Below are 12,575 nucleotides of genomic sequence, written 5' to 3'. Positions count from 1 at the left end.
CTGCGACGGCCGCCTCTTACGCGCATCAGTATCGGACCTACTGTAAGCTTCTGATTTTATGCATGTCGTCGTCCCGGAACCGAGCACACTTCCGGGCGACATGCATTAGGCCGCTTCAAGCGCCATCACCTTCTCCGCTGCCTTCGCCAGAAACCCGGATCGCGTATAGCCATGGGCTTCGGCGAAGGCATCGATCCGCTGGAGAACGTCGTCCGGCAGGGTCACGTTGATACGCACCGCCTTCCTGGCTCCGGTCCTTGCCGCGACCAGGATTGCAACGCCGTCGCGATTGTCGGCGTCTGTCATCACAGCCTCAAGACTGGAAGGCTCTGGAATGGCGTCGCCATCCTCGACCAGCCCCTCGATATGGAGGGCAAGGGCCTCTTCGGCCATGGACCGGGCGTCATCCAGATCCTTGCCGGCGGTAATCACGCTGGGAAATCAGGGAAAGACACGCCGAAGTCGTTGTCGGCATCCTTGTGGATAAGTCCGATATACTGCTTCATGTCAGTCACCTCGGTTTCAGTCCAGATTGCTTTTCGATGTCCCCGAAGGAGCGGCCCGCCTACAATCCTAAATTCCGACCAATTCCGACAAGTCGCTGTCCGGCTCTGTTATATCGATGTTGCACAAACGGTTGACCCTGGGTTAGCATCCTCTTGTTGACGCCGATCGGAGGAATTTAGGCGGTCAGCTGGAGCGGCATGCGTTCTTGGCGCAAGGAGGATGCTCCAACACTTTAACCGGCGCGTGATCCTTCCTGAAACCGGTCCCGGTTTTTAGGGACGTGCGCTTCTGTGGAGGAGGAACCCATGAACAGACGCGAATTCCTGATGACGTCCGTGGCCGCGGGCGCCATGATGCTGGCCGCACGGTCGGCTTTCGCCGCGGACAAACTCACCATTCTCGGCTCGGTGCCCAGTCTTGGCTTTCCGTTTTTCGTGCACATGCTGAACGAGATCAAGGCCGAAGCGCAGGCGCAAGGCGTCAACCTGACCGAGAGCGACGGCCAGAACTCGGCCACCAAGCAGACCGCCGACATCGAGGCTGCCCTGGTGCAGAAGGTCAACGCGATCGTCATCTCGCCGCTCGACGTCAACGCGCTGGCGCCAGCCATCGAGGAAGCGGTCAAGGCCGGGGTTCCCGTGGTGACGATCGATCGCCGCGTCGACGGTGTCCAGGGCATCCTTGCCCATGTCGGCGCCGACAACGTCAAGGGCGGCGAGGCGGAAGCCCAGGCCGTGGTTGCGGCATTCCCCAATGGCGCCAAGCTGTTCCATCTGCAGGGCCAGCCGGGCGCGGGTCCCGCGATCGACCGCAACAAGGGCGTGCACAATGTGCTCGATCCGCTGAAGGACAAGTACCAGATCATCTATGAGCAAACCGCCAACTTCGCCCGCGCCGAGGCACTGACGGTGACGGAAGCCGGCCTTGCCGCCAACGGCAAGCCGGACGCCATCATCTGCGCCAATGACGATATGGCGCTGGGCGCGCTCGAAGCGTGTGCCGCGCGCAACTTCAGCGACGTCAAGATCTACGGCTTCGATGCGCTGCCGGAAGCGCTGGTCGCCGTGCGCGACGGCAAGCTCGCCGGCACGGTCGAACAGTTCCCCGGCAAGCAGTCGCGCACCGCCGTACAGATCGCGGTCTCCTACGCCAAGGACAAGACCGAGCCGAAGGAGAAACTGGTGCTGCTGACCCCCATCGTCATCGGCAAGGACAATCTCGACAAGGCGGAAAGGCTGAACGAGACGAAGTAGGGCTCGCATGGAGAGGCTGGCGGGACAGCACCCCCCTCTGGCCTGCCGGCCATCTCCCCCGCAAAGGGGGAGATCGGCTGTTGTATCTGCTTTCGCCAATCTCCAGCCTCGCAAGCAGCGTTCGGCAGTCGACACTGCCGATCTCCCTCCTTGCGGGGGAGATGGCCGGTAGGCCAGAGGGGGGTTCAAGCGCCGACAGGGCCAGCATGAACCGTGTCAAGGGAGCCACACTTGTCTTCAGTTGAAGCCGCATCCCCCGTCCTGCTTGCCGTCGAGGGCGTCACCAAGCATTTCGCCGGCGTCACCGCGCTGAGCGATGTCTCGCTCGATGTCCGCCCCGGCGAAATCCTCGGCCTGCTCGGCGAAAACGGCGCGGGAAAATCGACGCTGTTGAAAATCCTGTCCGGTGTCATGCCGCCTTCCGGCGGCCGCATCACCTTCGACGGCGCCGACTACCAGCCGGCGAGCCCGCAGGATGCCAAGCGGCACGGCATCGTCACCATCTACCAGGAGCTCAGCCTGATCCCGACGCTGACGGTGGCGGAGAACATTTTCATTGGCCGCGCGCCGACCGGCCCGCTCGGACTGGTGAGCTGGCGCAAGATGGAGCAGGATTCCCGCGCCATCATTGCCCGCGTCGGTCTCTCCATCGACCCGATGACGCCGGTATCGGCGCTGTCGGTGGCCGAACAGCAGCTGGTCGAGATCGCCCGTGCATTGTCTTTGAAAAGCCGCCTGATCATCATGGACGAGCCGACCTCGGCGCTGACCGAGACAGAGGTGCAGCGCCTGCTGTCGATCATGGACCGGCTGCGCAAGGACCATGTCGCGATCATGTTCGTCACCCACCGGCTGGAAGAGGCATCCGCCATCTGCGACCGCATGACCGTGCTGCGCGACGGCAGGCTGGCGGGGCATCTCGACCGTCAGGGCGGGCCGATCAAGCTGCCCGCCATCATCGAGAAGATGGTCGGGCGCGCCGCCTCCGAACTTTACGCGCGGCCGGCGCAGCGCGCGGTGGCTGGCGATGTCGTGCTTTCCGTGCGCGACTTGCGCACCGTGCGCGACCCCGAGGCGCCGCATGCCATCGTGCTCGACGGCGTCGATATAGACCTCAAGGCCGGCGAGATCCTCGGCGTCGCCGGCCTCGTTGGCTCAGGCCGCACCGAGCTGGCGCGCGCCATTTTCGGCGCCGACCGGATCGCTGCGGGAACGATCACGCTCGACGGCAGGGAAATCGCGCCTGCTTCGCCGGCCGACGCCATCGCGCTCGGCATCGGCCTGGTGCCGGAGGACCGCAAGCACCAGGCGATTTTTGCCGCGCTTGGTATCCTGCCGAATTTCTCGGTCGCCTCGCTTGGGCGTTTCAGCAACGGCTTCGGCTTCATGGCCGAGCGGCGCGAGCGCGACGCGCTGTCGGGGTTCAGGAAGATGCTGTCGATCCGCATGGCGTCGGCCGAACAGGTGATCGAAGGCCTGTCGGGCGGCAACCAGCAGAAGGTGATCCTGGCGCGCTGGCTGGCGCGCGATCCAAAAGTGCTGATCGTCGACGAGCCGACGCGCGGCGTCGATGTCGGCGCCAAGGCGGAAGTGCACCAGATCCTGGTGCAACTGGCGGCGCGCGGCATCGCGGTGATGATGATCTCGTCCGAGCTGCCCGAGGTGCTGGCGGTGTCGGACCGCATCGTCACCATGCGCAAGGGGCGCATCACCGGGCAGATGCCGGGCGTCGAGGCAAACGAGGAAAAGCTGATGGAATTGATGGCGCTCGACAGGCAGGATACGCCGGGACAGGACGCGCCGGCACAGGATGCGGAAGGGCAGACACGATGAGCATCGCCGAGGAACAGAACCAGCGCGGCGGCGTGATGATCGCCCGACTTTTGATGAGCTTCGGGCCGCTGCTGTTCCTGGCGGCGCTGATCGTCGTCTTCACCGTGCTGAAGCCGAGCTTCATGGACCCGATCAACCTGTTCAACATCACCAGGCAGATCTCGATCACCGGGTTGATCGCGCTCGGCATGACCTTCGTTATCCTCACCGCCGGCATCGATCTGTCGGTCGGCTCGCTGCTGGCCTTCTGCGGCATGGTGGCGGCCGTGGTGGCCAAGGGCGGCACCGCCAACACGCTGTCGCTGTCGACGTCAGGCACGCAGGGTTTTGGCTGGTTCGCGGCGCTGCTGGCCGCCGTGATTGTGGGCGCCTTGGCCGGCGGCGTGCAGGGGTTCGCGATCACAAGGCTGAAAGTGCCGCCCTTCGTCGTCACGCTGGGCGGGCTGACGGTGTTCCGCGGGCTGACGCTGACCATCTCCAATGGCGGTCCGATCTCCGGCTTCGACGCCTCGATGCGCTGGTTCGGCACCGGCCTGATCGGCCCGGTGCCGGTGCCGGCGCTGATCTTCGCCGTCGCCGCTATCCTGTGCCACATCGTGCTGCGCTACACCCGCTACGGCCGTGCCGTCTATGCCGTCGGCGGCAATGCCGAAGCGGCACGGCTGTCGGGCCTGCGCGTCGACCGCATCCTGGTCTCCGTCTATGTCATCGTCGGCTTCTTCGCCGGGCTCGCCGCCTTCGTGCTGTCGGCGAGGCTGAATTCTTCCGAAGCGGTGGCCGGCATCGGCTACGAGCTGACGGTGATCTCCGCCGTCGTCATCGGCGGCACCTCGCTGTTCGGCGGCATTGGCTCGGTCGGCGGCACGGTGGTGGGCGCGGCGCTGATCGGCGTGCTGCAGAACGGGCTGCAGTTCAACAACGTCTCTTCCTACACGCAAAGCATCGTCATCGGGCTCATCCTGATCCTGGCGGTGGCGTTCGACCGGTGGCTGAAATCACGGGTGAGGAGATAGGGTGGTTTCTCCTTCTCCCCCAAGGGGAAAAGGGATCACCGGCTGCCGCGTTGCTTGCAAAACGTCCTCGCCTGAAACCCGCAAACGGCGCTGTCGAACCTCACGCCGCCTGCTTTGCCCACAAACCATGGCCGTAGCGGCGGAAGAAACGGGCTATGAGAAGCTGCTGCCTTGCCCTGGCGAGATCGGGCAGGCGCCGTTCCTGGCGCCAGCGCGGCATGTTTCGCCAGCCGGCGATGAACCGGATCGCATCCTCGACGGCTTCGTGCGCCGATAGCGCCGGGCCGATCGCGGCCAGGAACAGAAGCTCCGTTTGTTTCAATTCGTCGATGACGGTCTTGCGCCTGAAATGATCCAGGCGGGCCTGCGCGATGCCGTTGCGGCGGATCGCCTCGAAGGCTTCGAGCAAAGCGGGACTGTCGCCGGTGTAACCGCAGGCGCGGGCGAAATCGGCGGCATCCATTCTTGCTCCCGATCTGGCGCGTGCAATTCCGCGCCGACTCATATTTGCAAGTTGCATATAAGCATAACTCAAACTGACATAGAAGAGAGACTTTTGGAGGAGTTTGGAAACTGCGACTCGACTCCTGCTTCAAAACACGGGAAGATGTGAACAAATCACGAACAAAAGGACGGAGAGCTAATGGCGTTGCCGGGCAGGGAAGCAGTGATCGCGCAGGTCGCCTCGTTGTCGGTCGAGTGCGCCGATTGCGGCCGCAACAGGTGGTGGCGACCCGATGAGTTGAAGCGCTTCGGGGTGAACGGGAACACGCCGCTGGCCGCGCTGTCGGGTCGCATCGTCTGCTCGGCCTGCCGCGCCGACGGGCTGCCGGGGGCCGCGGTCTCGATCCAGGCCGCGTTCATCGACGAGCGCCAGCGCGTGCGCTCGGAAGCGCGGATGCTGAGCGATCGCGAAGCGCCGCTGGCAGGCTCGAGGCGGGCTTGAGAAGCGCTGACTGGCAGAGTTGTCAGGAAACGTCGTCTTCGTCGAAGAGAACAACGTCTCGCCCGCCATGAAAGACTCGCAAGATCGTCACGGTCTTGTCCTTGACGCTGAATGCTATCGTGGCCCGCCGGCGATAGCCCACGGTCCGCAGGCCCGGTCTAATGTCATCGTGGCGTGTGCCGCGCTCAGGAAAAATGTCAAATTCCGCACAATAGTCGATCAGGCGATCGACATAGATTCGCGCAATCCGCTCGCCTGCCTGGGGCACCAGATAGGACAGCAAATCCGCCAGATCGTTCTCCGCGGCCTTGCTGAAGGCAACCCTGTACGTCATGTTTTGCGGGAGGGTTTGCTCACTAGCTCGTCAATGCGGCCGTGCAGTCGCGCGCGCACTTCCTCGAGAGGCGCAACGAGTGAAGGATCCTTCTGGAGTGCGTCCATCGTCGGTGCAACCTCTTCATGCAACCAGCGATCGACCGCAGCGTCACGCGCGGCGAGAGTTCTCAGGCCATCGCGGATAACTTCGCTTTCGGTTGCGTATTCTCCTGATGAAACCTTGTCCTTCACCATCCGCGCCATCTCGAGCGGCAAGGTGATAGTCAGGGGCTGGGTACTGCGCATGTGGTTTCCCGAAGCAAATTTGATGTGTGACTTAATCATACGCTTTTTCGCGAACTGCCGCTAGTGAGCTGGCGGCTTGGCACATGGCGAGCCTCAATACCCCAGCAGTTCCTTCAGCGGGATGACGCGCCAGACTTGCTTGATGGCGTAGCGGTTGAAGGTCAGCGTCTTGGGCGGATTGTATTGTTCGACCACCAGCTCGCCCGCCGTGCGCCGGACCAGTTTCTTGATGAAGGCCTTGCCGTTCTTCTCGTTCTCTTCCGGAAAGGTCTCGATCACCACATGGTCGCCCGGCACCGCGTCGCGGCCGCCGCAATAGATCATGTCGCCGGGCTCGTAGCGCGGCACCATGGAATCCGAGAGCACATGCAGCGCGAACACTTTCGGCAGGTTGCGGACCCCTGGCGGACGCTGGACGTATCCCGCAGGCTCGCCGTTGAAGGTGAAGTCGCCGTCATCGCCGCCGACGGCGGCGCCGAGCACCGGAATATCCATGGCTCCGGCCGGCAGGGGGCCGGCATCGGTGACGATCTCGGCGTCCGCCACCGGGCCGGCATCGTCAAGGAAAACGACCTCGCCCTTGCCGAGCGCCACGGGGTCGACGCGCAGGAAGGCGGCGGTCTTCAACAGGTTCTCGGTCTTGGGCAGGTTGCGCCCGGTTTCCCAGTTGCCGACGGCGGCGACATCGGTGTCGTTGTGCTCGGCGATGTGGCGCATGACCAGGCCGCGCTGCTTGCGTGCCTGGCGGATCGCGGCCCCGACCCTGATCGAAAGTTGCGTTTTCACCATGGCCTCATGTGACCAACAAGCCCTGCTTTCGTCCATGAAAGAATGGCTTGCATCAATGTTTGAGTTATGCTTATATCACCTCATGCAAAAGCTCAACCCCCTCAGAGTCGACAGCGCCTCCAGCCCGGCCTTGCCGGGCTGCCCTTTCTCTTCCGCCCCGGCCGCCTCCTCCCCGGCCGGGGCGCAGCGCGAAGCCGATTGCCTTGGTGCATCGGCCTCGCGCCCGGTCCGCCCGTCACTGGCGGCCGGAACGGCCGGAGCCGCCGCTCCCCGCGGCTCCGGCCCGCCATTCTACCCGGCCGCAGGTTGTTCCCTGATCCGCACCCAGGACGGCACCGTCATCCCCTGACGAGCCCAAGACGGGCAGGGCGGTCGCCGCCCCTGACAGGGACATGGCGCGGGCGCGGTTTGCGCGCCTCGCCGCGCCGACCGACCGCCGGGGCTGACAGCAGCCCTTCCACGGCAATCCCAGCGGCCGACAGGCCAGACCAAGCCCGGCAGCGCCCATCGCGTCTGCGGGCGAACCCGACGCTTGCCTGACGGTGCCGTGCGCGGCGGCCGCTGGCCGCGCAATGGAGACGGACATGGCAGGCTACAGCGACAGCGAATTGCAGGCGATTGCCGCTTGGCTGAAGGACGGGCTTTCGGCATCGAGGATCGCGGCCGCGTTCAGCGCACAGCGTGGCGCGCGCGTATCGCGCAACGCCATTATCGGCATCGTCCACCGCAACGGCATGCTGGGCGCGATCGGCTTTGCCAATGGCAAGGGCCTGCCGGCGGCCGGTGCGGCGACGGCCAAGGCAGCGCGCCGCGCCGCCAAGGCGGAAACCACAATCGAACGTGCCGGGGCCGCGCTGCAGCCGGCCAAACCCGCCGCGCGGCCGAAGCGGGCTCCTTCTGTCGTTCGGCCACGGCTTTTCCAGCGCGAGGCGGGCGTGCTGATCGCCGATGGGGAAACCTACCGTTTCAAGGTACCCGCACCGCCACGTGGTCCCATCGGCCGACAGCCGCATGGCGTGGCCATGCGCTTCATCGACTGCCTGTTCAGCCGCTGCCGAGCGCCGCTCGACCTGTCGCTGGAGGAAGACCCTCAAAATGGTGCGCCCGGCGGGCGGCCGGGCCAGGACATGCTGTGCTGCGGCATGCGCACCAGGGCCATGAAAAGCTACTGCACCTATCATCAGGCGCGCTTCCAGCGCCGTGTTTGCGAAGCCGGTTGAAGCTTGGTCCCTACTTCCAGTTTACGGGGAGAAAGTCGCTCCTGCGTGCCATCGCCAGTCCCGATCGCCGCGAAATATTGGGAGAATTGCTTTGAACAGCTATCGCGCCGCACCGCTATTTCGGTATCTGGCGGCCCTGTTTGGGCAGGCGGCTCTGCACCGTTCGTTGCTCCAGCACCGTCGCCGGGCCGCCGCCGGCAACCAGGATGCCGGCAACGCGAGCAAAGCCGGTGAACACTTTTATCGCATCGGACTGCGAGATCTGCGCCGCGATGGCCGCGCTGCAGGCGTTGAGCGCGCTACGATAGACGTGGCCCCGCCGCTCGATCGGCCAACGCTGCAGGAAATCGGCGGCATCGCTGACGTTTTCGATCTCCTCGACATGTCCGTCCAGGGACACTTTGAGCGGTACTCCGGTTTTCATTGTACCCACGGCGTTCACCTTCGGTCCAGGCGCGGCATTCAAGCCGACGCTCATAAACGCACAAGGCCGGCAAGCGGTTGCATCGCCGCCCTCTCAGGGGCTCGCCGCGGCGTCGAGCCACTCATGCGCGCGGCTTCTTGGCTTGGCTACCAATATGCCTTGTTGCCTTGCCGCCTCTCGAAAGGCCTCGAAGGCGGGGCGCGGGCAGCAAGTACCCTCGACCGCGAGCCGGATGAGCCGAGCCGCCTCGAGATAGGCCGGCGCGGTCTTGTCGGGCCATTGGTGACGAAGCGCCGTTGCCGCATCGGCCACCGAGCCGACCAGCATGGTCTTGTTGTCGCAAAAACGCAGGGTCACCGGCATGAAAGCCGTCATGGGCGGTCCTCCCGTTCGCAGGAACGCGTCATAACGTGCGGACCGGCGGCTGGTTCCATCAGCGCGGCTGGAAGCACGGCGTGGAGCGCGGCATGAGCGAACGGCCCTTCATGCAGCTCTACGTCTCTGATTTCGTCGGCGACACGCTGCAGCTCTCCACCGAGCAGATCGGCGCCTACATGCTGCTGCTGATGGCAATGTGGAATGCCGGCGGCGGCTTGCCCGACGATGATGCCAGGCTGGCGCGCGTGGCGCGGCTGCCGTTGAAACGATGGCGGGCGATCAGCGCCGAGCTGCTGGCCTTCTTCGAGCGCGAGAGCGGCGAGATCGGCCACAAAAGGCTGACGAAGGAGCTGAGCAAGGCGCGGCTCAAGAGCGAGGCGAGGGCGGCCGCGGGCGCGCGCGGCGGAGCCGCCACCGCCTTGAAAACAAAGGCACATGCCGGGGCAAATGCCGATGTTTTGATGCGGCATTCTCCAGAATCCAGAAACCAGATGGAAAAAGCTCCCGCTTTTTCAGCGCGCGAGGCGCGCGAAAGACCGGGGACTTCGATTGGGGGTGAGGCGACGTCGGGATCGCGCGGCCCCCAAAAACCGCAGGGCTGGATCAGGCCGAAGACCCACAGCGACGCCGCCAACGCCATCATCGAGGAGATCCGCGGATATGACCACGGCCGAACTGCAGCAGGCGACGAAGGCGCTGGCGGCAATGTTCTCCTGCTTCCCGCAATCCGCCCTGACTGATGTCGAGATGCAGCTGCGCGGCTATCTCGGGGCCGTCAGCGATGCCGAGTTGGGTGACTTGCAGGCCGCCATCCAGCGCTTCGTGCGCGGCGAGGTGAAGAGCGGCAACGCGCAGTTCTGCCCTTCGAGCGCGCAGCTCTGCATCGAAGTGCGCGAGCGGCGCTTGATGCGGGAGCTGCTGGCGCGGCGCGGCGTGGAGGCGGCCGCAAAGCTGGCGAAGCGATGAGGAGTTTCGATCGACAGGTCGGCGCGAAGGATCGCGACCTTCCAAGGAAACACACCCGACCCCCAACAGGAGCCACATCCATGCCCAAGAAAACCAAAGCCGCCAGGCCGCAGGCGCCGAAACTGCCGAGGGGCGAGGCCGAGCAGGTGCGCATCCGCCGCGAGGTCGGCCATGATTTCGCGCTGAAGGACGATGCCTTCGGCCGCAAGCGGCTGACATCAGGCACGGCCGAGGCGCGGCGCGTCTACGAGGTGTCGAATGACGGCCACACTTCCACCGGCGGCATCGTACGGGTGCGCAATGTCGACCCGCTCCTGGGCATCACCTCGCTATCGCGGCAGCAGCGCGAGGCCGGCCTGCGCTACCGCGAGCATTTCCAGTCCAGCCAGCGGGCTGATATCAAGCCGATGCGCTGGACGGAGCGCGTCGACGGCGGTCGCATCGGCGGCGGCATCGCCGATAGCGTGCTCAACGCCGGCCGCGCGCATGCCGCCGCGACACGGGCGCTCGGGCATTGGGACGTGGCGGCGATCGTGCAGAAGGTCGTGTGCCTGGAACAGCCGGTGAAGACCGTGGCCGAGCAGGATGGCGACGGACGCGACGTGGTGACGAAGCTGCTGAAGGTGGGACTCGACCTGCTGGCCGTGCATTATGGGATGATGATGGGGCGGTGAGGTGGTCCCACACCGCCGAATGCTTCTGCAACGGCTATGATTGATCCGGCCGACGGCATGCCGGCCAGATCAATTTGAACGGTCAATAGCGGCAGACACGCACTCTTTCGATGATCCGGTGGTGATGACGCCAGTGCTTCACCACCTCGGTGTGGCAGCGACGACTGTGCATGCCGTAATAGCGCGGCCGATAGCCGTTATCGTACATGCTGTAACGGTAGTGGTGACGGCCGTAATAGGGGCCATAGTCGGAGTAGTCGCGGTAATAGTCCCCATAGTAGTCGCGATGTCTGGGAACGTAATAATCGTCATCATAGCCGTTCCCGATGCCGAGCGTGATGCTGGCGGCATTTGCCGGGGCCATCACCGCCACCGCCGAAGCAACCGCGATCACAGAAGCGAGCAAGAGTTTTTTCATGACAACCTCCTCTTTCAAGGTGTGTCTAATAAACGCTGAGGTCGCAGCCCTGTTCCCATAAATCGCTGAATCGATGGTTCGAGCGGTGTACCGTGGCGGCGAAAGCACCTGCCGCTGGGCGGTGCCTGGCCGCACCTGTCGGCGGTCACAAAAAAGACAACCCCGCTAGCGGGGCTGTCTCCATGGCCGCGACTCGTTGTCAGCTGCCGCCAATCAATTTCACGCTGCTGCAGAATTCCGGATGCGTGTTGGTGGGGTTGGCGTTCTTGACCTCGTCAGCGCAGGCGGTTCTCATCGCCGTCTGGTCTTCGGGCGTCAGCGCCTTCCAGGCTCTCGTGAAGGCGTCGTTGCTGACCATCGTTTTCATGCCGGAGTCCGTGTAGAACGGCTTCATCTTGGCAGGATCATCGAGAGCGGACGTTCCCTTGCTGGATCCCGCGAGAGCCGAACCGGTGACCATTGAAAGCGCCATCGCGCCAAGACAGATCATCTTGATGTTCATCGTGGGGTCCTTCCCTGTTGCTTTGTGACCGTCGAAGCAACGATCAAGCTTTTTAACGAAACAGTTTGCCCGGAAGTTCCGGATTGTCAGGTCAAAATTGCTCAAACAAGCCAAAACATATTCCAGAAAATCCTAAACGTTCGAGAAATTCGAACGCAGGGCAGAGCGGTCCAGGATTTTGTTATCTTCGCCAACCTTCTCCCAGTTTCGCGATTTGCGGATGGTTCCGGAGGCGGTCTCGGCTCGGCAAAAAAAGGCCCGCCGGCGAGCCAGCGGGGCATTGATTGGAGGGTCTCGCCCGGGAGGCGATCACGCAGCAACGGGGCCGGCTCGCGGAACGTTTCAGCGCTCCCTCTCTGTTTTCGCAGCGATGGTTACGCCGGTCTCAGCCGGCTCCTGCCCGGCGCCCCCGCGCGGCTGCGCCATCGACCGTGCCGCATCCGCTCCGGCCGCCAGGATGCGATCCGACAGGTCCGCACCCTCCACCGCGCGGGCCAGTTGAAGCGCGCCGATGAGCGTCGCGAAGATACCGAATGCCACCGCCTCCGGATCGCTTGTATGCGGCGGGAGAGCGGCCGACACCTGGCGCACCAAAGTCATCAAGCGTTCGGTGTAGAGTTGTCGCGTTTCCGGCTGCTCCCGCGCGATTTCCGGCAACAGGGCGGCGGAAGCGCAGCCCGTGCCCGGATTGTCGCGGTGCTGCGCCGACAGATAGGCATCTACGGCCGTTGCCAGGCCGCCGGAGGCCAGCGCCTGCGCGATCTGACCCGACTGACCCTCCAGCGCCGCCGCCACGCATTCCCGGACAAGTGCCGCCTTGGAGGGAAAGTGCGGATAGAAGGCGCCGTTGGTCAGCCCGGCGTCGCTCATGATGCTTGCCAGTCCCGAGGCGGCGATGCCATCGCCCCGGAACCGCTGTGTGGCGACCTCCATGATCCGGCTGCGCGATGCGTCCTTCCGGCCCTTTTCGTAACGCATGTCCTGTCCTTCCCAAGCCTCTATTGAATTATGATCATAATCTGATATTACGA

Annotated in this window: 17 protein-coding genes and 2 pseudogenes; 9 read left to right on the top strand and 10 right to left on the bottom strand. The window is 64.2% G+C overall.

Annotated elements, in window-relative coordinates:
• Positions 1-105: 105 nt before the first annotated feature.
• Positions 106-506, bottom strand: a pseudogene (locus O7A60_RS23810) (type II toxin-antitoxin system HicB family antitoxin).
• A 306-nt stretch (positions 507-812) separates the two neighbouring features.
• On the opposite strand from O7A60_RS23810, the gene O7A60_RS23805 reads away from it, so the two are divergent.
• From O7A60_RS23805 to O7A60_RS23795, 4 genes and pseudogenes are all read left to right on the top strand, one after another.
• The gene (locus O7A60_RS23805; protein ID WP_337108256.1) at positions 813-1,760 is read left to right on the top strand and encodes a substrate-binding domain-containing protein; all 948 of its coding nucleotides are present in this window, start codon (positions 813-815) and stop codon (positions 1,758-1,760) included.
• Positions 1,761-2,081: 321 nt separating this feature from the next.
• Positions 2,082-2,462: pseudogene (locus tag O7A60_RS31995) on the top strand (ATP-binding cassette domain-containing protein); the annotation flags it as partial.
• A 42-nt stretch (positions 2,463-2,504) separates the two neighbouring features.
• Positions 2,505-3,593, top strand: coding sequence for a sugar ABC transporter ATP-binding protein (locus tag O7A60_RS23800; protein ID WP_415926848.1), 1,089 nt, complete (start codon positions 2,505-2,507; stop codon positions 3,591-3,593).
• The gene (locus O7A60_RS23795; RefSeq protein ID WP_337108254.1) at positions 3,590-4,606 is read left to right on the top strand and encodes an ABC transporter permease; all 1,017 of its coding nucleotides are present in this window, start codon (positions 3,590-3,592) and stop codon (positions 4,604-4,606) included. Before O7A60_RS23800 ends, O7A60_RS23795 begins: the two co-directional genes overlap by 4 nt.
• A gap of 100 nt (positions 4,607-4,706) precedes the next feature.
• Here O7A60_RS23795 and O7A60_RS23790 read toward each other — a convergent pair whose 3' ends face one another.
• Positions 4,707-5,069: a hypothetical protein gene (locus O7A60_RS23790; RefSeq protein WP_337108253.1), complete on the bottom strand. Its 363-nt coding sequence runs from the start codon at positions 5,067-5,069 to the stop codon at positions 4,707-4,709.
• A 180-nt stretch (positions 5,070-5,249) separates the two neighbouring features.
• Here O7A60_RS23790 and O7A60_RS23785 point away from each other — a divergent pair, with 180 nt between their 5' ends.
• Positions 5,250-5,552, top strand: a complete 303-nt coding sequence (locus tag O7A60_RS23785; RefSeq protein ID WP_337108252.1) for a hypothetical protein — start codon at positions 5,250-5,252, stop codon at positions 5,550-5,552.
• 22 nt (positions 5,553-5,574) lie between these two features.
• Here O7A60_RS23785 and O7A60_RS23780 read toward each other — a convergent pair whose 3' ends face one another.
• The 3 genes from O7A60_RS23780 to O7A60_RS23770 all read right to left on the bottom strand — a co-directional run bounded on the left by O7A60_RS23780 (position 5,575) and on the right by O7A60_RS23770 (position 6,962).
• Positions 5,575-5,886 (bottom strand): type II toxin-antitoxin system RelE/ParE family toxin, encoded by a 312-nt coding sequence (locus O7A60_RS23780; RefSeq protein WP_337108251.1) that lies wholly within the window; start codon positions 5,884-5,886, stop codon positions 5,575-5,577.
• Positions 5,883-6,173, bottom strand: coding sequence for a ribbon-helix-helix domain-containing protein (locus O7A60_RS23775; protein ID WP_337108250.1), 291 nt, complete (start codon positions 6,171-6,173; stop codon positions 5,883-5,885). Before O7A60_RS23775 ends, O7A60_RS23780 begins: the two co-directional genes overlap by 4 nt.
• Positions 6,174-6,266: 93 nt before the next feature.
• Complete coding sequence (locus tag O7A60_RS23770) at positions 6,267-6,962, bottom strand: XRE family transcriptional regulator (RefSeq protein WP_027144203.1); 696 nt, start codon at positions 6,960-6,962, stop codon at positions 6,267-6,269.
• 584 nt (positions 6,963-7,546) lie between these two features.
• On the opposite strand from O7A60_RS23770, the gene O7A60_RS23765 reads away from it, so the two are divergent.
• Entirely contained in the window at positions 7,547-8,182 is a 636-nt protein-coding gene (locus O7A60_RS23765) for a GcrA cell cycle regulator (RefSeq protein WP_337108249.1), read from the top strand.
• A 115-nt stretch (positions 8,183-8,297) separates the two neighbouring features.
• Here the strand turns inward: O7A60_RS23765 and O7A60_RS23760 are convergent, their stop codons facing one another.
• The gene (locus O7A60_RS23760) at positions 8,298-8,606 is read right to left on the bottom strand and encodes a DUF982 domain-containing protein (protein WP_032935350.1); all 309 of its coding nucleotides are present in this window, start codon (positions 8,604-8,606) and stop codon (positions 8,298-8,300) included.
• A 93-nt stretch (positions 8,607-8,699) separates the two neighbouring features.
• The gene (locus O7A60_RS23755; RefSeq protein WP_140508531.1) at positions 8,700-8,981 is read right to left on the bottom strand and encodes a DUF982 domain-containing protein; all 282 of its coding nucleotides are present in this window, start codon (positions 8,979-8,981) and stop codon (positions 8,700-8,702) included.
• Between the two features lie 92 nt (positions 8,982-9,073).
• Here O7A60_RS23755 and O7A60_RS23750 point away from each other — a divergent pair, with 92 nt between their 5' ends.
• The 3 genes from O7A60_RS23750 (at position 9,074) to O7A60_RS23740 (ending at position 10,624) form a co-directional block, all read left to right on the top strand.
• A complete protein-coding gene (locus O7A60_RS23750; RefSeq protein ID WP_337108248.1) occupies positions 9,074-9,724 on the top strand; it encodes a YdaU family protein in 651 nt (216 codons plus the stop codon).
• Positions 9,645-9,950, top strand: a complete 306-nt coding sequence (locus O7A60_RS23745; protein ID WP_337108247.1) for a hypothetical protein — start codon at positions 9,645-9,647, stop codon at positions 9,948-9,950. Before O7A60_RS23750 ends, O7A60_RS23745 begins: the two co-directional genes overlap by 80 nt.
• A gap of 80 nt (positions 9,951-10,030) precedes the next feature.
• The gene (locus O7A60_RS23740; RefSeq protein ID WP_337108246.1) at positions 10,031-10,624 is read left to right on the top strand and encodes a DUF6456 domain-containing protein; all 594 of its coding nucleotides are present in this window, start codon (positions 10,031-10,033) and stop codon (positions 10,622-10,624) included.
• A gap of 82 nt (positions 10,625-10,706) precedes the next feature.
• Here the strand turns inward: O7A60_RS23740 and O7A60_RS23735 are convergent, their stop codons facing one another.
• The 3 genes from O7A60_RS23735 to O7A60_RS23725 all read right to left on the bottom strand — a co-directional run bounded on the left by O7A60_RS23735 (position 10,707) and on the right by O7A60_RS23725 (position 12,522).
• Positions 10,707-11,042, bottom strand: a complete 336-nt coding sequence (locus tag O7A60_RS23735; RefSeq protein WP_027144208.1) for a hypothetical protein — start codon at positions 11,040-11,042, stop codon at positions 10,707-10,709.
• Between the two features lie 199 nt (positions 11,043-11,241).
• Complete coding sequence (locus O7A60_RS23730) at positions 11,242-11,544, bottom strand: hypothetical protein (RefSeq protein ID WP_337108281.1); 303 nt, start codon at positions 11,542-11,544, stop codon at positions 11,242-11,244.
• 342 nt (positions 11,545-11,886) lie between these two features.
• On the bottom strand, positions 11,887-12,522 hold the full coding sequence (locus O7A60_RS23725) for a TetR/AcrR family transcriptional regulator (RefSeq protein ID WP_337108245.1): 636 nt from the start codon (positions 12,520-12,522) through the stop codon (positions 11,887-11,889).
• Positions 12,523-12,575: the final 53 nt, after the last annotated feature.

This window comes from Mesorhizobium salmacidum (SeqCode), from assembly GCF_037179605.1.
GTDB lineage: Bacteria > Pseudomonadota > Alphaproteobacteria > Rhizobiales > Rhizobiaceae > Mesorhizobium > Mesorhizobium salmacidum.
The sequence above is the reverse complement of the archived record's forward strand: the minus strand, read 5'-3'. Positions and strand labels throughout refer to the sequence as shown.